Raw genomic sequence first — 24439 nt, 5'->3', positions numbered from 1 at the left:
GGCACCGGCCAGTCACCCCCGACCATCCCGCAACCCACCGACCTCCAACTCCACCTCCTGGACCTGCTCAACATCGATCCACGAGACCTCCGCTGAAGATCACTCACGTGCGGAAAACGGGGCTAGCGCCGATCGAGGTAGACGGTCAGGCCGGACTCGTAGCCCAGCCAGAGCGAGGGGTCGCCGGGCAGCGCCACGTAGGAGAGCGTCCCGCCGCCGGCCTTGGTCACCGTGACGTCGACGCGCTCCAGGTGCCAGTCGTCGTCGAGACAGTCCGCCGGCGGGGTGAAGCGCAGGTAGACCGGGTGGCGGCGCAGGTCGTCGACGTCGCGGGGCGGGTGGCGGGGGTCGTTCCAGTCCGGCCTGTGCACGTTGCTGCCCTCGCCGAAGACGTACGTGTCGTCGGCGTGCTGCTGGAAGCCGGTGATGTCGGTCCGCTCCAGGGCGAACTCGCGCCCGGCGATCCCCAGGTGGACGTGGCCCTGTCCGCGGTGGACGTTACCCAGCGTGCCGTCGGGGTCGTCTCCTGCGGTGAGGACGCGCACGGCGATGGAGACGATGGGCTCTGCGGCGGGCGTCGGGTCTGCTGGCATGACAGCTCCTTTCGGTGGAACGACGAGCAGCGTCCTGGACACCGGCGCCGGCGAGGCGGGACGGCGGCGGGAAACCTGCTGCCCGGAACTGGCGTCTCAGCCCACCTTTACCGTAACTCTGTGTAGCGTCAAGGCTACCGAAAGTAGCCATGACGAGTCTCACGGTGCCCCGCGGCCGGGCGGCGGCTCGCCTCCTAGGCTGAGGTCATGGACATCGCCACGGCGGCCAAGCTCTGGGACGCCGATCCCGGCTGGCTCAACACCGCCTCCTACGGCATCCCCCCGCGCCACGCCTTCGAGGAGCTCCAGGCCGTCCTCACCGAGTGGCGGCACGGCAGCAGCGACTGGCAGCCCTGGGACGCCTCCGTGGGCCGCTCCCGCGCCGCGTTCGCCCGCCTGGTCGGCGCGCCCGCCGAGGACGTGACCGTCAGCTCCACCGTCTCCCAGATCATGTCCACGGTGGCCACCGCGCTCCCGCCGGGCGCCCGCGTGGTGGTGCCGGAGATCGAGTTCACCAGCAACCTGTTCCCCTGGGCCGTGGCCGCGGACGTCGAGACCGTCCCCGCCGGCCGGCTCGCCGACGCCGTCACCGGCCGTACCGCCGCCGTGGCCTTCAGCCTCGTCCAGTCCGCCACCGGCGAGGTCGCCCCGCTGCGGGACATCGTGGCCGCCGCCCGGGCCTGCGACGCGCTCGTCATCGTCGACGTCTCGCAGGCCTGCGGCTGGCTGCCCGTGGACGTCGAGGGCGTCGACGCCCTCGCCTGCGCCGCGTACAAGTGGCTCATGGCCCCGCGCGGCGCCGCCTTCGGCTACCTGTCGCCCCGACTGCGCGAGCGCATGCGCCCCCTGGCCGCCAACTGGTACGCCGGCGCCGACGAGGGCGGCTCCTACTACGGCCCGCCGCTGCGGCTGGCGGACGACGCCCGCGCGTTCGACCTGTCGCCGGCCTGGTTCTCCTTCGTCGGCGCCGCCCCGGCCATCGAGCTGCTCAGCGAGATCGGCGTCGAGCAGATTCGCGACCACGACGTCGGCCTGGCCAACCGCTTCAGGGCCGGCCTCGGCCTCGAACCCGCCGACAGCGCCATCGTCTCCGTGGACGCCCCCGGGGAGCGGCTCGCCGCGGCGGGGATCCGCGCGGCCGTGCGGGCGGGCCGGGTACGCGCCAGCTTCCACGTCTACACCACCGCCGCGGACGTGGACCGCGCGCTCGACGCCCTGACCTGACCGGTCCCGTCGGGAAGCGGCGGGGCGGTCACCCCGCCGGCGCCTCCCCGCCGCGCGACCCGATCAGCACCTCCACCCCGTCCAGGATCCGGTCCAGGCCGAACGTGTAGTCGAAGCGGCGCTCCTCCTCGGGCAGGTCCGCCGGGTAGTCGAACGCGCCCGCGTCGGCCGCCGCGCGCAGCGCGGGGAAGCGGCGCTCGTCGGCCAGCGAGCCGAGCAGCGCGCTGTAGGCGGCGATCGACTCCCCCGACGCGGCCTGGCCGAGCTCGGCGGCCAGCCTCGCGGCGGTGTGCATGTAGTTGGCGACCAGCAGCACCACGCCGGCCTTGTCTCGCTCGGTGAGCCCGGTGCCGCCCAGGGCGGCCAGCGCGCGGTCGGTCCACGCGAGCTGGTTGGGCGTGACGGGCGGCCCGGTGATCGGCAGGTGCACGATCCAGGCGTGGGCGCGCAGCATCTCCCACTGCGCCCGGCACCATCGCCGCAGACCGGCCCGCCATTCCTCGCCCGGGACGGCCACCTCGTCCGGCACCGCCGCGACGGAGTCGAGCATCAGCAGCAGCAGCTCGTTCTTGCTCTTGACGTGCCGGTAGAGCGACATCGTGGTGAACCCCAGGCGCTCGGCCACCCTGGCCATCGACACCGCCTCCAGGCCGCCCGCGTCGGCCAGCTCCACCGCCGCCCGCGCGATGCGGCCGAGGCTCAGCCCGGTCCGCGGCTCGGGCGCGGGCTGGTCGAGGCGGGCCCAGAGCTGGTCGAGCCCGGCCGGCAGCTTGTCCTTCGTCCCGCTTTCGTGCTCGCGCATGAGACAAGTGTATGTCATACACTCGGTGTATGACATACACAGCACTGGTCGCCGGCGGCGGCATCGCCGGCACCACGGCCGCGATCGCCCTGCGCAAGGCGGGGATCGACGCGGTGGTCCACGAGGCGTACGACAGGACCGCCGACAACGTGGGCGCCTTCCTCACCCTGGCGGTGAACGCCCTCGACGCCTTACGGGCGATCGACCTCGACCTCGGCGAGGTGGGCTTCGACACCCCGCGCATCACAATCACCAGCGGCTCGGGCCGGCGGCTCGGCGAGCTCGCGTACGGCACGGCGGACGGCCTGGTGAGCAGGACCGTCAAGCGGGCGGACCTGTACCGGTTCCTGCGCGAGCAGGCCGCCGCCAGGGACATCCCCATCGAGTACGGCAAGCGGCTCGTGGACGCGGCGCGCCCCGGGGGCGGTGGAGTGCGGGCCCGGTTCGCTGACGGCAGCACGGCCGAGGCGGACCTGCTGATCGGCGCCGACGGCCTGCGCTCGCGCACCCGGGAGATCATCGATCCGGCGGCCCCCGGCGCCCGCTACACGGGGCTGCTCAACACCGGCGGCTACGCCCGCGCCGTCCCCGTGGGAGAGCCCGGCATGATGCACGCCGTCTTCGGCAAGCGCTGCTTCTTCTCCTACACCGCGCACCCCGGCGGCGAGGTGTGGTGGGCGGCGAACCCGGCGCAGGCCACCGAGCTCACCCCCGCCGACGTGGCGGCGATCCCGCCCGCCGAGTGGCGGGCCAGGCTGGGCGAGCTGTTCAGGCGCGACCGCGGTCCCGCGCTCGACATCATCGAGGCGACCGACGAGATCTTCGCCGGCTGGAACACCTACGACGTGCCCTCGGTGCCGCGCTGGCACCGCGACCGGATGATCGTCATCGGCGACGCGGCCCACGCCACGGCGCCGTCGATCGGGCAGGGCGCGGCGATGGCCATCGAGGACGCCGTCGTCCTGGCCCGGTGCCTGCGCGACGGCCCCGGCATCGAGCCGGCGTTCGCCGCGTACGAGCGGCTGCGGCGCGTGCGGGTCGAGCGCGTGGTCGATCAGGGCAACCGTACGGGCGGCTGGAAGGCGCTGAGCCCGGTGGCCAGGGTGCCGCGCGACGTGATCATGAGCCTGGCCATGCGGCACATGGCCAGGACCGGCAACGACCCGAGCCGCTGGATCTACGAGCACCACATCGACTGGGACGAGCCCGTCAAGGCCGCCTGACCCGGCCGATCCGCCACCTCACCAATAGTCACAAACCTCCACACAGTGGGCACCAATCGGTCTGTGAGGAATCGGCGGAAAGGAACCGGATGACGGTCAACGTCACTGTGTGGAGCGAGAACTACCACGAGCCCCGCGAGGAGGAGGTGCGCCGCCGCTACCCCGGCGGCATCCACGGCGCCGTCGCCGCGGGGCTGGGCGAGGTGCTCGGCGAGCGCGTACGCGTGCGCACCGCCGTGCTGGCCGACCCCGAGCACGGCCTGACGGACCAGGCCCTGGCGGAAACCGACGTGCTGACCTGGTGGGGGCACATGGCGCACGAGGAGGTGGACGGCGAGATCGTGGAACGGGTGCGGCGCCGCGTGCTGGGCGGCATGGGGCTGGTGGTGCTGCACTCGGGCCACCACTCCAGGCTGTTCCGCGCGCTGATGGGCACCACCTGCACCCTCACCTGGCGGGACGCGGGCGAGCGCGAGCTGGTCTGGACGGTCGCCCCCGGCCATCCCATCGCCAGGGGCGTGCCCCGCCCGCTCGTCATCGACCGCCACGAGACCTACGGAGAGCCGTTCGACGTCCCCGAGCCCGACGAGCTCGTCTTCGTCAGCAACTTCGGCGGCGGCGAGGTGTTCCGCAGCGGCTGCTGCTACCGCAGGGGCCTCGGCCGGATCTTCTACTTCAGCCCCGGCGACCAGGGCTACCCGGTCTACCACCACCCGGGCGTCCGCCGCGTGCTGGCCAACGCGGTCCTGTGGGCCGCTCCGGCCGGCGGCACCGGCGAGCCCCTGGCCAACACCCACACCCCCATCCACTGGTAGGAGCGCGGGGCGGGCGCCGGCCGGGCGCGGCGGCCCGCCTCGCGGACCAGTGCGGCAGACCTCCGGCCCGGCCAGGGAGGCGAGGGAACTCTGGGTGGTGCCGGGCTCCCGGACCGGGGTAGCCGCTCAGCCGACGGTGATGGTGAAGTCCTTCGTCAGCGGGGTGCCGCGCTTGTCGTAGTCCCTGAGCTGCACGGTGAAGGACGCCGTCCCGGCCGCGGCCGGGGTGCCGGTGATCCGGCCGGTGAACCGGTCCAGGCTCAGCCCGCCGGGCAGGGCTCCCTTGGTGACCTGCCAGTCGTAGAACGGCACGCCGCCCTTGGCCTGGAGCCGGTCGGAGTAGGCCCGGCCCGCGGTGGCGCCCTTGAGCGCGGCGGTCTCGATGGACGGCGCGAGGAAGGGCGTGAGCGCGCGGTTGAGCTTCCAGCCGGCGTTCTCGGCGATGAGCAGGGCGAGCTTGGTCAGCTCCCATCGCCTGGTCGGGAAGTAGTGGTGCCAGCCGCCGCTCTGCCCGCTCTGCCGGTCCCAGTAGGGCTCGTCGCCCGGGATGTGCGCGCTGCCGTCGAGCGGCACGGGATAACCCTGGTAGGCGATGACCTCCTGGTCGTCGGCGCCCTTGCCGTCCTTGTACTTCGCCATGCCCTCCCACCAGTCGTGGAAGGCCACGGCGTGCCCGAACTCGTGCATGACCAGGCCGTGCACGTCGATCACCGAGCCGAGGTCGGTCTTGTACCAGTCCTCGTCGGCCAGGGAGGTGAACAGCTTCATCAGCTGCTCGTCGTACTCGAGGATCATGGAGTACGACCGGTGGTACGGCGTAGGCTGCCCGTTCAGCGTGTGCTTCTTGCCGTTGCCGGCCGGATAGCCGGTGGAGTAGGGCCTCTGGATGCCGCGGAAGAAGACGTAGAAGCCGTTGAACGGCTTGGCGTTGCTGGTCTGGACCTCGTTCTCCCAGTCGTCGCCCGGCAGGTGGCTGACCTCGTCGCCGGCCGGGACCGTGTCGAAGGGCCGCAGGTCGAAGAAGGCGAACCAGTTGCGCACGGCCGTCTCGGCGGCCTGGCGGACCTTGGGGTCGGCGAAGTAGCCGGTGATGTCGTCGTAGCGGTAGTCGAAGTCGATGGGCACGCCCGGTTCGAGCTTGGTCCTCTCGTCCTGCTGCACCATGATCGGTAAGCTCTGGCGGCTCGTGGCGCCGGTGGCGTCGGTGGTCTTCATGCTCCACCTGTGCCGCTCGTCCTTGCCGGGCCCCTGCTTGGAGTGGATGGCCAGGCGGACGATCTCCCGGTCCGCGGGACCGGTGAGGGTGAAGCTCTTGGTGGCGCCGTTCGCGGTCAGCTCGCTGGGCAGGTTGAACATCAGCCGCGAGGTGCCCTCGGCCTTGAGGTCCACCTTCAGCGGGTAGGCGATGCCGGGCGTCTTCGGCGCGCGGACGGTGAGCTCGATGTAGGGGTTGGCGAGGTAGCCCTGCCAGTCCACGAGCTGCACCCCGTAGTCCTTGACGTTGCGGTAGAAGATGTCGAACACGTCCAGCTCGGGAGCCGCACGCCGGTCGGCCAGGCCGGGCGAGGGCGCCGCGAGGGCGAGCGTGAGCCCGGCCAGCGCGAGGGCGGCGCAGGTCTTCCTCATGTGACTCCTCATGTGACTGACTCCTCGGGGACACTTCGGCGCCTCCCGGACGCGGGCGCGGGCGCGGGTCAGCTCTTGATGCCGGTGAGCGTGACGCCTTCGATGAAGTAGCGCTGCAGGAAGAAGAACAGCGCGATGATCGGCGCGATGACCGCCGCCGACGCCGCCATGAGGTAGCCCCACTGGGTGAGGTACATGCTCTGGAACGACGCCAGCCCCAGCGACAGCGTGTAGTTCTCCTCGCTCTGCAGGTAGAGCAGCGGCCCGAGGAAGTCGTTCCAGGTGCCGATGAAGGTGAAGATGGTCACCACGATGATCGCGGGCTTCGACAGCGGCATGACGATCGTCCAGAACACCCGCCACGGCGAGGCCCCGTCGATGTAGGCGGCCTCGTCCAGCTCGAACGGAATGGTCAGGAAGAACTGCCTGAGCAGGAAGATGTTGAACACTCCTCCGCCCGCCCCGGCGAACCAGCTCGGCACGGTGAGCGGCGCGATCGTGTCGAGCGCGCCCAGCTCCTGCCACATCACGAACGTGGGAATCAGCGTCACGGCGTAGGGCAGCATCACGCCGCTCAGCAGCAGGGCGAAGACGACGTTGCGCCCGCGCCAGCGCAGCCTGGAGAAGCTGAAGGCCGCCACCGCGCAGGTCAGCACCGTGCCGAGGACGCTGATGACGGCGATGACCAGCGTGTTGACGAAGTAGCGGGCGAAGGGCTGGGTGGTCAGCGCCTCGCCGAAGTTCGACCACTGGAACGGGTCGGGGATCCACTCCGGCGGCGAGGCGAACATCTGGCTGTCCTGCATGAGCGCGCTGCGCACCAGCCAGACGAACGGCAGCAGGGTCGGGATCGACCCGGCGACCAGGGCGAGGTAGAGCAGGATCCGGCCGTACCTTCTGGGCCTGCGCAGCCCCTGGGTGGGGGCCACGCCCTTGGCGCGCGTCCGGTCGGGGGCCGCCAGGGCGGTCATCGGGCACCTGCCATCTCGTAGTAGACCCAGCGGCGGGCGTTCCTGAACAGCAGGAACGTCACCACCACGATGATCATGAAGAGGGTCCAGGCGAGCGCGCTGGCGTAGCCCATCTCGCTCTCGGTGAAGGCCTTGCGGAACAGGTAGTAGACGTAGAAGAGCGTGGCGTTGTTGGGGCCGCCCTCGGTCATCACGTACGCCTGGTTGAACACCTGGAAGGTGCCGACCACGCCGACCACCAGGTTGTAGAAGATGGTCGGCGTCATCATCGGCAGCGTCACGTGCCAGAAGCGCCGCCACGGGCCGCCGCCGTCGATCGACACGGCCTCGTACAGGTGTCTCGGCACGCCCTGCAGACCGGCCAGGAAGATCACCATGGTGTTGCCGAAGCCCCAGGTGCTCATGATGATCAGCGAGGGCACGGCGGTCGACTCGGCGTAGATCCACTGGGAGCCGGCCAGGCCGCCCTGGCGCAGCAGCGAGTTGAGCAGCCCGAAGTCCGGGTTGAAGATCCAGATCCAGAGCACGACGTTCGCGATCGCGGGGACCAGCGTCGGCAGGTAGAAGATCGTCCGCCAGAGCGCCAGCCCTCTGACCTTCTGGTTGAGCAGCATGGCCACGGCGAAGCTGACGATCAGCACCAGCGGGACCGCGCCGAGCGTGTAGTACGTGGTGGTGCTGAGCGACTTCCAGAACAGCTCGTCGCCGGCCATGGTGACGTAGTTGTCCAGCCCGGTGAAGGACGGGCTGGCGCCGATCGTCCAGTCGGTCAGGCTGAAGAACGCCGAGGCCACCATCGGGCCGGCCGTGAAGATGAGGAACCCGAGAACCGCCGGCAGCGCCATCAGGATCCCCCAGCGGGTTTCCAGGCGGCGCATCAGAGGGCCTGGGTGTGCTGCCAGCCCTGGAGCAGGCCGGTGATCTTCGGCGCGGCGGCCTTGAGTATCTCGCCGGCCGGGCGCTTGCCGCTCTCGATCTCCTGCAGTGCGGGGGTGAGCACGTCGCTGGAGACGGCGGACATGTTCTTGAGCCGGTTGCGCAGGTCGGGTACGCCGTGGTCGCGGGCGTAGTCCACGACCACGGTCCGGAACTCCGGCGGATGGAGCTCGTTCTTGGTCCAGGAGTCGATGGCCGCCTGGTCCTCGTAGTACTTCTTCTCCTGGGGCATCCACAGGCCCTTGGCGAACAGGTCCACGTTGCGGGGATCGTTGTGGAAGGCCAGCAGCTCCACGGCCTCCTGCTCGTGCTTGCTGCCGGCGAACACCGCCGAGGCGCCGGCCACCTGGCTGGCGGTGAACGGCTCGCCGTACTTGGGCAGCACGCCGATGCCGTAGTCGACCTTGCTCTCGTTCATGTCGAGCAGGCTCCAGTGGCCGTCCACCACCATCGCCACCCGCTTGGTCTTGAGCAGGATGTTGGTGCCCGGCACTTCGTCGCCCGTGGCGGCCAGCTGCCCGGGGCCGGGCGCGACGCGATGCTTGTAGACGAGGTCCTGGAGGTTCTGGAACACCTCGATCGCCTCGGGCGTGTCGAGCAGGCACTTCCTGCCGCTCTCGTCGGCGAAGTCGGTGCCGTTGCTGCGCAGGAACCCGTACCAGGCGGCGCCGTAGGTGAAGCTGCAGGAGATGCCGAACTGCTTGACCTGCTTCGGGTCGAAGCCCGACTCGTCCGGGCGCTTGCCGTTCTGGTCGATGGTGAGCTTGTAGGCGTTCTCCACGAGCTGGTCCCACGTCCAGGCGGAGGCGGCCTCGGCGGGCGGGGTGACGCCCGCCGCCGCCGTGGCGGACTTGCTGAACCACAGCATCATCGACTCGTTCGCGGTCGCGATGGCGTGCAGGTTGTCCTGGCCGCTCCACAGGTACGCGTCCGGCAGGTAGCCGGCCAGCTGCGGATACTTCTTCAGGTACGGGAACAGGTTGACCAGCTTGCCCTGCTCGCCGAGGCGGAACGACATCGACATCGGCACGTACCCGGCGTCCGGCAGCCGGTTGCCGGCGACGAGCGTGTTGAGCTTCACGTCGTACTCGTCGGGCGTGTAAAGGGGCTTGACCTGCACGCCGGCGTGCTTCTTGGAGTACTGCGCGAGCATGGCCTCGATGGCCTTCTTCTCGAAGGTCGAGCCCCAGTACATGAACTGCAGCTGCTTGTCACCGGCGGAGCCGGAGCCCGAGCCGCCGCAGGCCGCCGCCGTGGCGCCGAGGGCGGCGAGCCCGCCCAGCTTCAACAGATCGCGTCTTCTCATGGGGGGTTTCCTTACGCGAGGGGGATCCAGACCCGCATCGCGCCACCGCCGCGGTTGTCCCACTGGAAGTACGGGATGGCCGTCGCGGTCACGCGGGTGCTGGTCGCCAAGGGCTTGCTGGTGTACGGCAGGCCGCCGCGCGGCTGGTCCACGGCGGCGGCGTCGGTCTCGATCAGGACGGTGCGCCCGACGCCTTCGAGGTCGTCCACGGCGCGCACGCGCAGCGGGGCCCCGGGGCTCAGGGCGAGGTCGTCCACCTCGACGCCCTCGGGCTGGCCGGCCTGCTCGAAGCAGTAGACGAGCGGGCCGCGCTCGACCGCCGCGCATCCTCTGACCGCGTCGATCTTGCGGTGGGGGTAGGTGAGCCTCGGGGTCAGGTCGAGGCGCAGCTCGACCGTCTCCCCCTCCCGCCAGTGGCGACGGATACGGAAATATCCGTCTTCGGCGGCTCGGATCGCGCGGTCGTCCCCGGTCCAGGAGAACGCGGCGTACGTGGACTCGCTCCAGGCGGGGACGCGCAGGGCGAGCTCCCATTCGCCCTGCGGCGCCTCCTCCACGGTGACGCGGATCTGGCCGTCCCACGGGTAGGCGGTCTCGATCCGCAACCGCGCCCCGGCCGCGCTGACGGCGCCGGGGACGTACTGGTGGAGCTGGAGCCCCGTTTCCGTGGTGGTGGCGACGTAGCCGCCGAGCGAGGCCACCAGCCGCATGATGTTCGGCGGGCAGCAGGCGCACGCGAACCACTCCCTGCGCCGCCCGAGATAGGCATCCTCGACCAGGTCGTCACGGCGCTGGAGCGGGTTGACGTAGAAGAAGCGCAGGCCGTCGGCCGAGGTGGAGGCGGCGAAGGCGTTGTGCAGCGTGCGCTCGATCAGGTCCGCGTACCGGCCCTGGCCGGTGGCCAGCAGCAGCCGCCAGTTCCAGTGCACGCTCGCGATGGCCGCGCAGCTCTCGCTGTAGGCGCGGTCGGGCGGCAGCTCGTAGCGCTCGCCGAACGCCTCGCCGTCGTGGCGCGAGCCGTGGCCGCCGGTGATGTAGGTCTTGGTCTCGACCAGGTCCTCCCACCGGCGCACCGAGCACTCCAGCAGCGACTCGTCGCCCGTCTCCAGGTAGACGTCCACGATGCCGGACTCCAGGTAGAGCTGGCGCACGGCGTGCCCGACCGGGGTGCCGGCCTCGCGTACCGGCAGGTGGTCCTGGGCGTACAGGCCGCCCATGCCGGTGTCGGCGATCAGGCCCTTGCCCCGGTTGTCGATCAGCTTGCCGGCCAGCTCCAGGTAGGAGCGCTCGCCGGTCAGCCGGTACAGCTCGACCAGCGCGGTCTCGATCTCCGCGTGGCCGTCGATGGCGTCGTTCCCGCCGGTCAGGAACACCTCCACGAGGTGGTCGGCGAAGCGCCTGGCGACCTGGAGCAGCCCGTCGCCGATCCCGGCCCGCGCCGCCGCCACCGCCGCCTGGAACAGGTGGCCCGCGCAGTACATCTCGTGGCTGTACTCGAGCTCGGTGTAGATCTTGTCCGGCTTGACGACCTGGTAGTGGGAGTTGAGATACCCGTCGGGCCGCTGCGCCCGCTCCAGGACGGCCGCCGCCTGATCGGCGAACTCCGCGTATCGGGCCTGCGGAGCGCGGACGTGCTCCCAGGCGATGGCTTCGAGCTGCTTGTAGAGATCGGAATCCTGGAACCGGTAGCCCTGGAAGGGACCTTCGCCCTCACCCCCCGCCCGCCGGAGGTTCGGCAGCGCGCCCGAGCGTTCCATCTGCTCCAGCCCCAGGGGGATGCTCGCCTCGTAGTTGATCCGCTGCCACCGGGCGAAGGGGCCGCCGGTGATGACCACGTCGTGAATGCCGATCGGCCGCAACACCGCCCGGGGGGACGGAACGGCGGGACCAAGGATCTGTTCCATCGAGCTCCTCACCCTGGTGAGAAAACTTGAGAATAGGTTTTCTCACCCCGGAGAGTAGGGTGTGATACATCACTGGTCAATAGGGTGACTGTGCGCACTAGGGTGTGACCGCGAAAGGGGAAACGGTTGGCCAGCCTTTCCGGAGGGATCGCGAAAGCGGTCACCATCAGGGACGTCGCGGCGGCGGCCGACGTCTCGATCGGCACCGCGTCCAAGGCGCTCAACGGCCGCGGGCGGATGCGTGCCGAGACCCGCGACCGGGTGCTCGCCGCCGCGGAGCGGCTCGGGTTCCGGCCCAACCCGCTCGCGCAGGGCCTGCTGGCCGGCCGCACCTACACGGTCGGCCTGGTCACGGGCGACAGCTTCGGGCGCTTCAGCATCCCGGTGATGCTGGGCGCCGAGGACGCGCTCGGGGCCGGGCAGATTTCGGTGTTCATGTGCGACACGCGTGACGACCCGATCAGGGAACGCCACTACGTCGAGCGCCTGCTGGCCAGGCGGGTCGAGGGCATCATCGTCACCGGCCGGCGCACGGAGCCGCGCCCCGGCATCGGCCGCGACCTGCCCGTGCCCGTCGTGTACGCCATGACGCAGTCCACCGACGAGTCGGACGTGTCGATCATCCCCGACGACGAGGGCGGCGGCGCGCTGGCCGCCCGCCACCTGCTGGCGACCGGGCGCACCCGGATCGGGCACGTCACGGGCCCGCAGCGGTTCCAGGCCGCGCGCAGGCGGGCCCACGGGCTGACCACGGAGCTGGCGGCGGCCGGGCTGGAGCCGGCGGGCGAGGTGCTGTTCGGGCAGTGGAGCGAGGAGTGGGGCCGGCAGGGCGCCGACGTCCTGCTGCACACGGCGCCCGACGTGGACGCGGTCTTCTGCGGCAGCGACCAGATCGCGAGGGGCGTGGCGGAGACGCTGCGCGAGCGGGGGCGGCGGGTGCCCGAGGACGTGGCGCTGGTCGGGTTCGACAACTGGGAGCCGATGGCGCTGGGGTGCCGGCCGCCGCTGACCACGGTGGACATGAACCTGGGCGAGATCGGCCGGCTGGCCGCCACGCACCTGCTGGACATGATCGCGGGCACCGCCGGCAGCCGGCCCCCTGCCGCCGGGTCTCCTGACGGCGGCTCTTCCGGCGGGGTGACGATCGTGCCCGCCGGCCTGGTCCTGCGCGAGTCGACACGGCGCGCGGCCCCCCAGAGCTGAACCCCCGGCCCGCCACAGGCCAACGCGCAGCCCGCCCTCCGCACGGGCCTGTCGCCCGGAGCCCCGAGCGGCGGGCCGAACGCACGGCCGCCGCGCACGGCCGCCACACCGAGCGGCGGAGCGGGGCCCCGAGGGACGTTTGCAATCGGCGTGCGGGCCGTTGCAGCCGAAGGTTGACCAGTGCTGTGTAACACCTTACTGTGCGCCTGGGAAAAGCTATTCCCATCCTCATCCCCAGAGGAGTCCGGATGGACCAAGGACGCCGCCCCGCCCCGAGAGCCGCCAGGGGCGCCAGGCGAGTGACCCTCGCGGCAGTCTTACTCACCTCCTTACTCAGCTCCCTGCTCACCGGCTTACTCACCGGCGTGCCGCAGGCCGCGCACGCCGCCGCCCCGATCGCACAGGTCGTGGACATGTTCGGCCGGACCGTCAACGACTACGGCGTCAAGCTGGTGGACTGGCAGGGCTACCTCGCGAACCCGTACGTCGAGCTGACCGTCAAACCCCCGCCCGAGCTGCGCTATCCCGTCACCGTGGACCTCAAGGCCGAGGGCACGTCCAGGCTGATGATGGACCTGCCCAGCCAGCTCACCGCCACGGGCGCGACCAAGACGCTGACGTTCGCCTCGGCGACCGAGCAGAAGCTCTTCCGGCTGGCGATCCACTCCAAGCGGGGCCCGGGGCCGGATGAAAGTTACACGCTGCGACTGTCGATCAGGGACGCGGGCGGAGCGACGTACCAGCAGTCGATGCCGATCAGGGTGCAGCAGGACGAGAAGACCGAGCTCCAGCCGAGCCTGCCGATCGCCTTCGACTACCGCTACGACACGATCACCGGCTACTTCTCCGCCCCGGCGTTCAGGACCGCCGCGGAGGAGGCCGTCAAGGACTGGTTCCGGTTCTTCGACATGGCGCCCTTCGACTCGGTCGCGGCCGGCGCGGAGACCAACCACCTGCCGGGCAACGACTGGCAGAACACGATCACGGTCACCAACAACGCCGCCTACACGGGCATGTACGTCTTCTTCCGCGGCATCCAGACCCCGTACTCGACCGGCTACCCCGCCGCCAACGGCCGCTACAGCACGAGGGGCGGCCAGCAGCTCGCGGGCCCCCTGCACCGGTCCACCGCGATGATCTTCGAGTACGACGAGGCCGGCAAGCAGCTCTTCACCTCGCTGGCCGACGAGGACTGGTACAAGACGGAGATCGCCGGCTCGGTGCTCGACGTCCACGGTCTCGTCATGCACGAGTACGGCCACGCCGTCGCCTTCCACAGCGACTGGGCCGGGATGCGCTCCTACGTGTCGGGCGGCGGCAACGACCCCGACGTCACCGCGTACCAGGGCTATCCGGTCCCCCTCGACAGCAGTTACCACATCCCGGGCGAGCAGCGTTACTGGGACCGGCTCAGCGGCCAGAGCGGCGGCTGGACCCACCTGTTCCCGACCCGCAGATGGATGCTGACCAAGCTGGCCCTGCTGGTGGCCGAGAACGCGGGCTGGAAGCTGAACCGCAACCTCACCCCGTTCCTGCCCCCGTCCATCGTCACCACCTCGCTGCCGTCGGCCACGCCGGGCACCGCCTACCAGCAGGCGCTGGCGGCCAAGGGCGGCGTGCCCTTCTACGACTGGCAGGTCACCGGCGGCTCCCTGCCCGCGGGCCTCACCCTCGACCGGTTCACCGGCACGATCAGCGGCACCCCCGCGGCGGCGGGCACGTCCTCCTTCACCGTGCAGTTGCGGGACTACGACCGGCTGAGCACGCCGGTGACCAGGACGTTCCAGCTCACTGTCGGGGGCGGCGGCACCCCGCAGAACGTGGCCGGGAGCGCCACCCCGTCGGCCTCGTACACCTCGCCGTGGGAGAGCATCGCGGCGATCAACGACGGCATCGACCCGCCCGGCTCGAACGACACCGTCAACCGCCGCTGGGGCACCTGGCCCAACACCGGCACCCAGTGGGCCGAGCTGACCTGGGCCGCGACCCAGACGCTCAAGTCGGCCGACGTGTACTTCTTCGACGACGGCGGCGGTGTCCGCCTACCGGCGTCCTGGAAACTGCAGTATTGGACCGGCAGCGCCTACGCCGACATCCCCGGCACCTACCCGACGGCACTCAACGCCTACAACAAGGTCACCTTCAGCACGGCGGTGAGCACCACCCGCCTCCGGGCCGTCCTGCAGAGCGGGGCAGGCTCGGTCGGGCTGCTCGAAGTGAAGGCCTACGCCTGACACCGGCCACGACCTCGTGAAGGCGCGCGCCCGCTGATGCGGCGCGCGCCTTCAAGTGATCGGCAACCGGGCGTCAACGTCCGCCGGTTACCTTCACGTCATGAACCTCGGCATAGCGGAGATCATCCTGATCCCGATCGTGTTCCTCCTCCTCGTGGGCGTGGTGGTCTACGCCGCCGTCCGGCTCGCCAACCGCCGCCGCCCCTAAGGTCTCCCGCTCCGGCGCGGAGCGCGTCAGCCCAGGGACACCACGAGCCGGGAGTCGATCCCCTTGCCGTGGACCGGGTCGCTGCCCCTGATGTGCACGGAGTGTTCGGTGACGCGGGCCCGGTAGAGGCGGAGCGGCCCGGGCGGGCGGAGCTCGTCCACGGGGAAGTCCTGCTGCTCGGGGAACCGGGCGCGGCAGGCCACGGCGGCGTGCCGGCCGATCTCGGCGTCCGGCAGCCGTTCCGCGGTGGCGATCAAGTAGACGGGCGACACGCGCGGCCGCCCGTCCGGGTCCGCGGTGGCCAGCGCCATGTACCGGTTGGTGTCGATGATGTGCCTGGCGAGCTCGTCCAATGTCACGGGTCCTCCTCGTAGCGTCGTGGTGCAGACCCGAGGAGGGCCGGGAACTCATCGCAGGGGGCCCGCGCGTGATCCGGGCCGGTCGCTTCGAGGCCCGATGCCGCTCGAAGCCACGCGGGACCGCCCCGGCCTGGTAAGCCACCCAGCTCCGGCCGGGACGGCCGCCGTGCCGGGCCCGATCGAAGACCGGACCCGGCACCCCCGCGCCGGCCGCCCGCGGCACTTCTCCTGACAGAGGTGCCGCGGACGGCCTGGCCGGTCAGAGGCCGTAACGGCTCTTCAGGTGCCGCCACCAGTCGCGGAACATCCAGGCGTCGAAGTCCGTGATCGACGACGCGCTGCCCGCCTTCATCAGGAAGCAGCACACCCCCGTCGGGGTCCAGTCGTAGAAGTCGTCCAGCCCGAACGAGTGGCCCATCTCGTGCAACAGGATGTGCACGTTGTCGGTGTTGAGGTTGGACATGTAGTACTCGCTGCCGATGCGCTGCCCCCAGTCACCGCCCGCGCCGCCGCCGAAGCCCGCGGTCAGCCAGAGCGACATGTCGTAGTGGTGGGACGCGCCGCCCGGGCAGTTCGGGTAGTTGCCGCTCTGGTTGAAGAATCGGCCGCACGGCTCGGAGCACTGCGGGGCGTTCTCCCTGATGTTGTTCACGTAGATGTCGACGGAGTTGTCACTCCACTGGAGCTGGGCCCGGTCGCGTACGGCCCAGCCGACCACCTTGACCGGCACGCTCGCGTACGGCCAGCCGTTGTGACCGGCCATGAGATCCATCCACTTCTTGAACTGGCGGGCCAGCGTGGCGTGGATCTGGTCGCGCTGGGCCGCCGTCACGGTGGCGGTGGTGTCCCACCGGACGCAGTAGTTGATCGAGCCGCCGTTGGCCATGACCTGGTCCCAGCCGTAGTTACGGAAGCCGTACAGGTTGGGGTAGGTGCTCTCGACGTGCTGCCAGACCTCGTTCAGCGGGGTGACGAGGTTGGCGGGCGGGCTCCAGCCCGAGCCGCCGCCGGGGGGATCGGCGATGAACGCCTTCATCTCCAGCAGCCCGACCGAGCCCGCTCCGCTCTGCAGGACGGCCCGGAGGCGGGTGGTGCTCACCGCCGTGCTGAAGGTGACCTTGTTGTAGGCGTTGAGTGCCGTCGGGTAGGTGCCGGGGATGTCGGCGTAGGCGCTGCCGGTCCAATACTGCAGTTTCCAGGACGCCGGTAGGCGGACACCGCCGCCGTCGTCGAAGAAGTACACGTCGGCCGACTTGAGCGTCTGGGTCGCGGCCCAGGTCAGCTCGGCCCACTGGGTGCCGGTGTTGGGCCAGGTGCCCCAGCGGCGGTTGACGGTGTCGTTCGAGCCGGGCGGGTCGATGCCGTCGTTGATCGCCGCGATGCTCTCCCACGGCGAGGTGTACGAGGCCGACGGGGTGGCGCTCCCGGCCACGTTCGTGTCGGCCAGGGCGTTCTGGACGGGGAGCAGCAGGGAGCCGATGAGCAGCGCGGATAGCAGGATGACCAGGCGTTTCGCTCGTTTTGGTAGCGCTAACATTTGGATGTCCTCGTTCATGAGGCGACGCGGTCCGTGCCGAGACTTGATCGCACGGGCGGGAGCGTCAGTCAAATGTCACATGCCGGTGGAATCGCCGACCTGCGGGTTCACGCTGAAACTTTCATCTTCTCTTGTGGTCATCCCGGCGAAGGCGAGTCGCGGCGCTCGCCTCCCCGTGTGCGGGGGAGGCGAGTCCCCCGCACACGGGAGTCCTACGGCAGCGGCACCGCCCGGTCCAGGGCGGGCGGGGTCAGCGGCCCCTGCCGCAAGTAGGCCCGCATGGCCTCGTAGTCGCGACTGCCGCGCACCGCGTCCGTGTACCCGGCGAAGGCGGTGTAGCCGTCGGCGCCGAGCAGCGTGTAGGCCAGCGCGGCGAGCCGGTAGGTCCTGCCGAGGTCCAGCGGCTGCCCGTTGATGATCACGTCGGCGGGGTTGATCCGGTCTCCTGCGGGCCTGTTCGGGGAGTAGGCGAAGCGGACGTTCTTGGACACGGCCAGCGGCGCGAACTTCACGCTGCCGTCGGCCTGCGTCTGCCACTGCTGCTCCAGGGCCCGTTCGAGCTGGGAGCCCTGGACGGAAACCGTGAGCACCGGGTTGGCGTAACCCCACGCCGCCCACGACTCGCCCATGAGCACCTGACCGTCACTGTCGGCGGGGTTCGTCCCCTTGGCGAACCTCAGGTCGCCGCGCAGCGAGTTCGAGCCCTGGGCCGGCGCCACGGCCACCATAGCCAGGTCGGCCCGGCCGCCCTCGGTCTGCTGCGAGTCGAAGTACTCCACGTCGGCCACGGCGTTGCCGAGCGTGCTCTGCCCCGTCGCGTCCCGGGTTCTGGTGAGGTCGCCGGTGATGGTCCCGTACGGCTTGGCGTAGGTCTCCTTCTGCTTGGCGTTCCAGTAGTCGACCATCTTCACCATGGCGGGGTCGGGGGTGACGTCGCGGGTCACCGGGTGGTTGATCGCGGTGGTCTCGGTCCTGATGACGTCACGGGTACGGCGGTCGATCTTCAGGTTGATCTCGTTGATGAGGCGGCCGTGGTTGGCGGCCTCGACGACCGGGCGGGGGTTGCCGGCCGGGTCGGGGACCGAGCAGGTGAAGTACCAGTGCCAGTGGCCCGTGACGATGACGTCGATGTCGGGCGAGGCGTTCTTGGCGAAGTCCCAGATCGGCCCGGTCTTCTGGTCGGCGCAGCCGTTGTAGTCGTCGCCGGCCCGGCCGCCCTCGTGCACGTTGGCGACGATGGCCTTGACGCCGCGCCGCTTGAGGATGGCGGCGTACTTGCCGGCCGTCTCCACCAGCGGCAGGTTGTCCAGCGACGGCTGGTAGGAGGTGGAACCGGCCACCGTGGTGGGCGTGGTCAGGTTGATGAACCCTACGGCGACCCCCTGGAAGCGCTTGATCACGTACGGCTGGAGCACCGGGCGGGTGTCGCCCTTCCTGGTGATGTTGGCCGTGGCGGTGGCGAAGTCGGCGCCGTGGAAGCGCCGCCCGTCGGAGTCGGCGAAGCAGCTGTCGACCCCGATCTCGCCGAAACACTCGCCCTTGCCCATGTGGTCGCGCAGGAACTCCAGCGACCGGTCCAGCTCGTGGTTGCCGACCGCGGTGAAGTCCAGCTTGATCTTGTTCAGGAACTCGATCGTGGGCTCGTCCGCGTGGTAGGACACCTCGGTGGGCCAGCCGCTGAAGTTGTCACCGGTCGAGAACGTGACCGTGTTCTCGTGCCCTTCCCTGAGCCTGTCGAGATGCGACGCTATGTACGGCGCGCCGCCCACCACCAGGGTGGACCCCTGCGGATCCTTGATCGTGCCGTCGGCGGCGTTGTTCTGCGGGGTGATGTAGCCGTGGAAGTCGGTGAGGGACAGCAGCTGCACGTCCACGGGCTTCGGCTCGGCCCACGCCGGTGAGGCGGTCGAGGCCAGAGTGACGCCTAAGGCGACGACCATCCACTTGCGGAAGGAATTCATGAGGACTCCTCAATAGGGGGAAGTTCTGGATCAGCCCTTGGAGCCGGTGAACGCGATCCCGGCGATCAACTGCCGCTGCATGACCACGAAGAGAACGATCACGGGCAGCGAGGCGACGACGGACCCGGCGAAGAGGATCGGATAGTTGGTCAGGTACTGGCCGCGCAGCGACGCCAGCCCGGCGGAGAGCGTCATCATCTCCGGGTCGGTGTTGACCACCAGCGGCCAGAGCAGGCTGCTCCAGGACCACATGACGGTCAGCAGGCCGAGTGCCAGCAGCCCGGGCCGGACCAGCGGCAGCATGATCCACCAGTAGATCTGCAGCGGGTTGGCGCCATCCAGCCGCGCCGCCTCGTCCAGCTCCCTGGGCAGCGTCTTGAAGAACTGCCGCAGCAGGAAGGTGCCGAAGGCCCCGAAGACTCCGGGAGCGATGAGCGCCTGGAGGGTGTTGAGCCACCCGAGCCCCTGCATGATCTCGTACCGAGGCAGCAGGAACAGCTCCCCCGGCACCATCAGCACGGCCAGGAACAACAGGAAGATCAGCCCCCGGCCGGGGAACTCCAGCCGCGCGAAGGCGAAGGCCGCCAGCGAGCACAGCAGCAGCTGCCCGGCCGTCACCGCCGCCGTCACGATCACGGTGTTGAGGAACTGCCGCCCGAGCGGCACGGTCCTGAACACGTCGGCGAAGTTGTGCCACTGCCAGGAGGGGGCCGGCGTGGGCGGCACCCGCATGGACTCGGTGACCGTCTGCAGCGAGACCACGAGCTGCCAGACGAACGGCATGATCATGATCAGGCCGCCGGTGAGCAGGACCGCGTGCACGATCCAGCGTCTACTCATAGTGGACCCACCGCTTCTGCAGCCGGAACTGGATGGCGGTCAGCACGAGGATCAGGGCCAGCAGGACGACCGCGATCGCGGCGGCGTAGCCACGGCTGTTCTGCACGAACCCCTGCTCGTAGAAGAAGTAGACGATCGTACGGCTGCCCGCCAGCGCCGGGCTCTTGGTGTCGATCATGAGGTAGACCAGGTCGAACACCTGCAGAGCGTTGATCAGCGTGATCACCACGACGAAGAACGTGGTGGGCGTGAGCAGCGGCAGCGTGATGCGGAAGAACTGCCGCAGCCTGCCCGCGCCGTCGATCGCGGCGGCCTCGTAATAGTGCTTCGGGATGCCCTGCAGCCCGGCCAGGAACAGCACCGCGTTGTACCCGAGCGAGCTCCAGATCCCGACCACCGCGACCGCATAGATCGCGAACTCGGGGTCGGACACCCAATAGGGCCCGTCGATCCCGGCCTGGCCGAGCAGGTAGTTGATCAGTCCGAAGTCGCCGTTGTACAGGTAGCGCCAGGTCAGGCCGACTGCCGCGGGCATGGTGACCACCGGCAGGAAGTACAGCGTGCGGTAGACGCCGAGCCCGCGCAACCCCGGCACGTTGAGCAGCGCCGCGACCACGATCGACAGCGGCACCCCGATGAGCACGAGCACGGAGTAGAGCAGCGTGTTGCGCAGCGCGCCGAGCATCTCCTCGTCGCCGAAGAGGCCGGCGAAGTTGTCCAGCCCCACCCACGTCTGCCCGCCGAACATGCCGGACTCGGTGAAGCTGAGATAGAGCGTCTGGACGATCGGCCACAGGTAGAACACGGCCAGCCCGAGGGCCATGGGCGCGATCAGCCCATAGCCCCAGAGCCAGTCGCGCCGCGACCGCCGCCCCGGCCGGGCCACCGCACTGGCGGCGGCCCGTTCCTCGGTCGGCAGCATCGGCTACTCCTCGGCCAGGATCTCGTTCATCCGCGTGGCGATCTCCCTGGCCGCCTCAGCGGCCGGCCGCCGGCCCGCCCACGCCTCGGCCAGGAGCTTGTTCTGCACGTCCTGCCACTTGGCGGTGTTCAGGGAGACGGGGTACGGCACGCCGTACGGGATCGAGCCGTCGAATGCCTCCTTCATGTGGTAGTTCGGGAAGGACTTGAACCAGCCGTCCTGGGTGCCCGCCCGCGAGGAGACCGAGGCGCCGCCGGAGTCGCTGAGGATCTTCTCGGCCTCGTCGGAGGAGATGAACGCGGCGAACTCCGCGCTCTCGGCAGGATGCTCGCTCTTGGCCGAGACGGAGTTGGCCAGGCCGAGCAGGATGATGCCCTCCTGCACCGGCCCCTTGGGCAGGGGCGCCACGTCGACCTTGTCGCCACGCTCGGTGTTGGCCTTGAACGCGGTGGCGAACCAGGATCCGCCGTAGTACATGGCGTACTTGCCGGTCATGAACAGTTGCATGGGGTCGGTGTCGGTGGTCACCTCGGCGGGTGGGGCGACCTTGTCCTTGTTGATCAGGTCGGTCCAGAACTCCAGGCCCTGGATGGAGCCGGGCTCGCCGAAGCCCGACTTCTTGCCGTCGGCGGAGATGACGTGGCCACCGGCCTGAATCATCGTGTTGTAGAAGCCGCCCTGGTCCCACATGGGGGCCAGCAGGCCGTACTGCTTCCTGGCCGGGTCGGTCAGCTTCTTGGCGGCGGCTCTGAGGTCGTCCCAGGTCCAGTCGGCGGTCGGGTACGCGACGCCGGCCTTGTCGAAGAGCTCCTTGTCGTACCAGAGCATGGGGATGCCGACGTCTCGCGGCATGCCGTACAGCTTGCCGTCGTAGCGGTAGCCGTCCACGATCGCCTTCGGGAAGGCGCTGACGTCGGCGTTCTCGATGGGGGCGATCACGCCGCCCTTGGCGTACAGGCGGACGTTGAGGCTGTTCATCCAGAAGACGTCGGGGGCCGCGCCGCCGGTGGCCGCGGTCTGGAGCTTGGTCCAGTACTGGTCCCACGGGGTGATCTCGAGCTTCACCGTGACGTCGGGATGCTTCTTCTGGAAGGCGTCGATGATCTTCTGGGTGCTGGCCTGGTCGTTCTTCTCCCAGATCGCATAGCTGATAGTGATTTTTCCTGACTTGGTGGTGGTGTCGGGACCGGAGCCACAACCGGTCAGAGCCACGGCCAGGGCAGCGACTAATGCCGTACGCAGGCGCACAGGGGTTCCTTCTCTCTAGAAGCCGTCGGCAAGGCGGAAGACGGCATAGGGGGGTGGTGGTCAGTGGTCACTCGCCGGCCCGGCTCGCGGCGCGCCCGGCACGGGTCCAGGCGGCCGCCGCGCTACCGGCGCGCCCGTCTCAGACTCCGGTGTTGGTGAAGCCGGTCCTCGCCACGACGTCGCTGTATCCGTTGACGTCGAAGTCCTCGGCGTAGAACAGCTGGAATCCGGTGCCGCCGGCGGTGACGGCGGTCCCCGACTGGTTGCCGGTCGTGTTCGGGTTCATGCGCTCGCAGGGAAAGCGGCCGGTCGTCGTCCCGTCGGCGTTGAATCCGCGGGCGTACACCTCGTAGGAACGACCGCTGTGCCAGATGTCGGACTCGGTCCAGCCGACGACGAACCGCCCGGTGTCGTCGACGGCGATGGACGGCGACCCCTGGACCGCGCACTTGTCCACCGATGCCACCTTCCCGCAGAGCGGTGGGTACTCCTTGCCGCCGTCGGAGACCGTGTTCGGAGCGTACTTTCCGAACGCGACGGGGCTTTCCGCGAACCTCGACCCCAGGGAGGGGGTGAGACCCCGCATCCGCACGCGCCAGACGGTCGTCACGTCACCCCCGGTGACCGCCACGTTGTCGCTCCAGACGACGACGCTGTCGCCCGCCGGAGTCGTCGCCACCGCGGGGGCCAGGTGCTGGGTGGCCGTATTGGTGTTGATCTTCGTGGCGGCCGCGACGGTCGCGCCCGCCGCCGAGATCCGCTTGCCGTACACGTCGGGCGCCTGCTGCCAGACCACGGTCGCGGTGCCCGCGCCGTCGACGGCCACGTCCGGCCGGTCCCCCGCGCCCACCTGGAGCGGCCCGAAGGCGCGCGAGGCCAGCGAGGAGTAGCCGGCCGCCCGGACGGTCCCGGACGGTACGTCCTCCCAGGCCACCGTCAACCCGCCGTTGCCGCCAACCGCGATCCTCGGCCTGGTCTGGTCGCCGCTCCACTGCGGATCGTTCGCCCAGACGGCCGGGCTCAGGGTGCCCCCCGGCGAGAGCCTCCGTACCGCGATGTTGTGCTCGCCCCGGCAGTCGGCGTCCTCGGCCCAGGCGACGTAGGCGTTGCCCGTGTCGTCGACGCCGACCGACGGCTGCACGTGGTTCCAGCCGGTGGCGCACCCGACCCCGCCCATCGAGACCCGCACGGGACCGGTCACCGGCTGCCCGTCGTGGTAGATGCGCGCGTACACCTCGGTGCCGTCCACCGAGGCGCGATTCGGGTCGTCCTCCCAGGTCACAGCCGTGTAGCCGGCCCGCGTGGCGGCCGCCCTGGGTGCTCGCTGGTCGTCGGGGCCGTTGGCGGCCATCTGGAGCGCGGCCCCGGGGAAGGCGGAGGGGACGAACTTGATCACTTCGTCCAGCATGGAGGTGAAGTCCGCGTCGTACGCCGCGTAGATCCCCGCGTCGTCGACGCGGACGAACGAGTCGTCCGAGGCGGCGAGGGAGCCGTTGTTGAGGTTGTGGGAGCCGGTGTAGACGTAGCGCCGCGTCGCGCCGCCGGCCGCCGCCGACGGCCCGTCCACCAGGATGATCTTCGAGTGGATGCCGTCGGGCTCGCAGGTGCCCCCGGCCGGGTAGTGGCAGCCGCCGGGCCTGAAGGTGTGCACCACGATCCCGCCCTTCGCGAGCTCCTGGGCGGTCGCGACGGTCTGGTTGCCCTCGGCGACGAGCACCTGGACGGTGCACCCCTGCTGCTTCTTCGCCTTGAGCTCGCCGATGACGAGCGGCCGGTCAGTGGCGAACTGCGACTGCACCAGGCGGATCGTGCCGGGGCAGCCCACGTCGTGGATCATCGCCGCGACCAGGTCGGCGCTGCCGTAGGTGTGCTGATCGTAGGTGGTGTCGCGGGGCTCCATCCAGACCGTGACCTTTCCGCTGGTGGAGGTGAACGGCGCCCGCCACGATGTCCGCACCTGGGAGACCAGCGTGTCGAACGCCTGCCGGTAGCCCTCGGCCAGTCCGGCGTCGCCCGAGCTGATCAGCATGTTCTGGTGGAGGCCGTTCTGCGGGCCGAGGTTCTGCGAGCTCTGCACGACCACGTCGGTCCTGCCGTCCGTGAGCCTGCTGAACACGAAGAACTTGTGGTGGTTGATGTCGGTGTCCGGGCCGTTGCAGCCCATGTCGCAGAGCGTGACCGGCACGCCGGCGGCAGCCAGGCTGTCGAGCAGCGGGTTGTGACCGGACCCCTCGGACACCACCCGTACGTCGACATCGCGCTCGTGCGCCGCCACGAGCTTGTCCTTGACGGCCCCGATTTCCAGCACATAGGTCGCCACCCGCAGGGTGGAGCCCGGCGCGGCCAGGTCGATCAGGCCCAGCAGCGTCGTCAGCAGGGAGCCGTCGAGGGTGCCGTCGATGCTCGGCCTGCTGAAGTGCGCCGACAGCTGGGGAGTCGCCGCCCGGGCCGGAGTGATCACGCCGAGCAGGCAGGATAAGCCGATCAGGATGACGGACAGGCGTTTGATCATGCTCGCTTCTCTCAC

19 protein-coding genes are annotated in these 24439 nt (G+C 70.0%); 5 read left to right on the top strand and 14 right to left on the bottom strand.

Annotation, left to right across the window (positions count from 1 at the left end; genetic code table 11):
* Positions 1–122 precede the first annotated feature (122 nt).
* The gene (locus ETD85_RS23490) at positions 123–593 is read right to left on the bottom strand and encodes a hypothetical protein (RefSeq protein ID WP_138691925.1); all 471 of its coding nucleotides are present in this window, start codon (positions 591–593) and stop codon (positions 123–125) included.
* 207 nt (positions 594–800) lie between these two features.
* Between ETD85_RS23490 and ETD85_RS23485 the strand changes: the two genes are divergently transcribed.
* Positions 801–1817, top strand: coding sequence for an aminotransferase class V-fold PLP-dependent enzyme (locus tag ETD85_RS23485; protein WP_138691924.1), 1017 nt, complete (start codon positions 801–803; stop codon positions 1815–1817).
* 28 nt (positions 1818–1845) lie between these two features.
* Here the strand turns inward: ETD85_RS23485 and ETD85_RS23480 are convergent, their stop codons facing one another.
* The gene (locus ETD85_RS23480) at positions 1846–2619 is read right to left on the bottom strand and encodes a TetR/AcrR family transcriptional regulator (RefSeq protein WP_170246801.1); all 774 of its coding nucleotides are present in this window, start codon (positions 2617–2619) and stop codon (positions 1846–1848) included.
* Positions 2620–2648: 29 nt separating this feature from the next.
* Between ETD85_RS23480 and ETD85_RS23475 the strand changes: the two genes are divergently transcribed.
* Both ETD85_RS23475 and ETD85_RS23470 read left to right on the top strand, forming a co-directional pair.
* Positions 2649–3842 carry an FAD-dependent monooxygenase gene (locus ETD85_RS23475; RefSeq protein WP_138691922.1) on the top strand — a complete coding sequence of 398 codons (1194 nt, stop codon included), beginning with the start codon at positions 2649–2651 and terminating at the stop codon, positions 3840–3842.
* An 89-nt stretch (positions 3843–3931) separates the two neighbouring features.
* Entirely contained in the window at positions 3932–4657 is a 726-nt protein-coding gene (locus ETD85_RS23470; RefSeq protein ID WP_138691921.1) for a ThuA domain-containing protein, read from the top strand.
* A gap of 126 nt (positions 4658–4783) precedes the next feature.
* Here the strand turns inward: ETD85_RS23470 and ETD85_RS23465 are convergent, their stop codons facing one another.
* The 5 genes from ETD85_RS23465 to ETD85_RS23445 all read right to left on the bottom strand — a co-directional run bounded on the left by ETD85_RS23465 (position 4784) and on the right by ETD85_RS23445 (position 11400).
* Positions 4784–6283, bottom strand: coding sequence for an Ig domain-containing protein (locus ETD85_RS23465; protein WP_206058489.1), 1500 nt, complete (start codon positions 6281–6283; stop codon positions 4784–4786).
* Between the two features lie 68 nt (positions 6284–6351).
* The gene (locus ETD85_RS23460) at positions 6352–7254 is read right to left on the bottom strand and encodes a carbohydrate ABC transporter permease (protein WP_138691919.1); all 903 of its coding nucleotides are present in this window, start codon (positions 7252–7254) and stop codon (positions 6352–6354) included.
* The gene (locus ETD85_RS23455) at positions 7251–8132 is read right to left on the bottom strand and encodes a carbohydrate ABC transporter permease (protein ID WP_138691918.1); all 882 of its coding nucleotides are present in this window, start codon (positions 8130–8132) and stop codon (positions 7251–7253) included. The genes ETD85_RS23460 and ETD85_RS23455 overlap by 4 nt, the downstream gene beginning before the upstream one ends.
* A complete protein-coding gene (locus ETD85_RS23450) occupies positions 8132–9496 on the bottom strand; it encodes an extracellular solute-binding protein (protein ID WP_138691917.1) in 1365 nt (454 codons plus the stop codon). The genes ETD85_RS23455 and ETD85_RS23450 overlap by 1 nt, the downstream gene beginning before the upstream one ends.
* Positions 9497–9507: 11 nt before the next feature.
* Positions 9508–11400: a glycoside hydrolase family 127 protein gene (locus tag ETD85_RS23445; RefSeq protein ID WP_138691916.1), complete on the bottom strand. Its 1893-nt coding sequence runs from the start codon at positions 11398–11400 to the stop codon at positions 9508–9510.
* A 126-nt stretch (positions 11401–11526) separates the two neighbouring features.
* Between ETD85_RS23445 and ETD85_RS23440 the strand changes: the two genes are divergently transcribed.
* Positions 11527–12603: a LacI family DNA-binding transcriptional regulator gene (locus tag ETD85_RS23440; protein ID WP_138691915.1), complete on the top strand. Its 1077-nt coding sequence runs from the start codon at positions 11527–11529 to the stop codon at positions 12601–12603.
* A gap of 248 nt (positions 12604–12851) precedes the next feature.
* A complete protein-coding gene (locus tag ETD85_RS23435; protein ID WP_206058488.1) occupies positions 12852–14837 on the top strand; it encodes a putative Ig domain-containing protein in 1986 nt (661 codons plus the stop codon).
* A 234-nt stretch (positions 14838–15071) separates the two neighbouring features.
* Here the strand turns inward: ETD85_RS23435 and ETD85_RS23425 are convergent, their stop codons facing one another.
* The 7 genes from ETD85_RS23425 to ETD85_RS23390 form a co-directional block, all read right to left on the bottom strand.
* The gene (locus ETD85_RS23425) at positions 15072–15404 is read right to left on the bottom strand and encodes a pyridoxamine 5'-phosphate oxidase family protein (protein WP_206058485.1); all 333 of its coding nucleotides are present in this window, start codon (positions 15402–15404) and stop codon (positions 15072–15074) included.
* Positions 15405–15663: 259 nt separating this feature from the next.
* The gene (locus ETD85_RS23420; protein ID WP_206058483.1) at positions 15664–16941 is read right to left on the bottom strand and encodes a discoidin/SUN/FTP domain-containing protein; all 1278 of its coding nucleotides are present in this window, start codon (positions 16939–16941) and stop codon (positions 15664–15666) included.
* Between the two features lie 212 nt (positions 16942–17153).
* On the bottom strand, positions 17154–18902 hold the full coding sequence (locus tag ETD85_RS23410) for a bifunctional metallophosphatase/5'-nucleotidase (RefSeq protein ID WP_138691914.1): 1749 nt from the start codon (positions 18900–18902) through the stop codon (positions 17154–17156).
* Positions 18903–18932: 30 nt separating this feature from the next.
* The gene (locus ETD85_RS23405; RefSeq protein ID WP_138691913.1) at positions 18933–19742 is read right to left on the bottom strand and encodes a carbohydrate ABC transporter permease; all 810 of its coding nucleotides are present in this window, start codon (positions 19740–19742) and stop codon (positions 18933–18935) included.
* Complete coding sequence (locus ETD85_RS23400; RefSeq protein WP_138691912.1) at positions 19735–20664, bottom strand: carbohydrate ABC transporter permease; 930 nt, start codon at positions 20662–20664, stop codon at positions 19735–19737. Before ETD85_RS23400 ends, ETD85_RS23405 begins: the two co-directional genes overlap by 8 nt.
* Positions 20665–20667: 3 nt before the next feature.
* Entirely contained in the window at positions 20668–21912 is a 1245-nt protein-coding gene (locus ETD85_RS23395; protein ID WP_138691911.1) for an ABC transporter substrate-binding protein, read from the bottom strand.
* Between the two features lie 139 nt (positions 21913–22051).
* Entirely contained in the window at positions 22052–24424 is a 2373-nt protein-coding gene (locus ETD85_RS23390; protein WP_138691910.1) for a phospholipase D-like domain-containing protein, read from the bottom strand.
* Between the last annotated feature and the right edge of the window lie 15 nt (positions 24425–24439).

The sequence above is a fragment of the Nonomuraea zeae genome (genome assembly GCF_005889725.1).
GTDB classification, from domain to species: domain Bacteria; phylum Actinomycetota; class Actinomycetes; order Streptosporangiales; family Streptosporangiaceae; genus Nonomuraea; species Nonomuraea zeae.
This window is presented reverse-complemented; position numbering and strand designations above follow the sequence as displayed.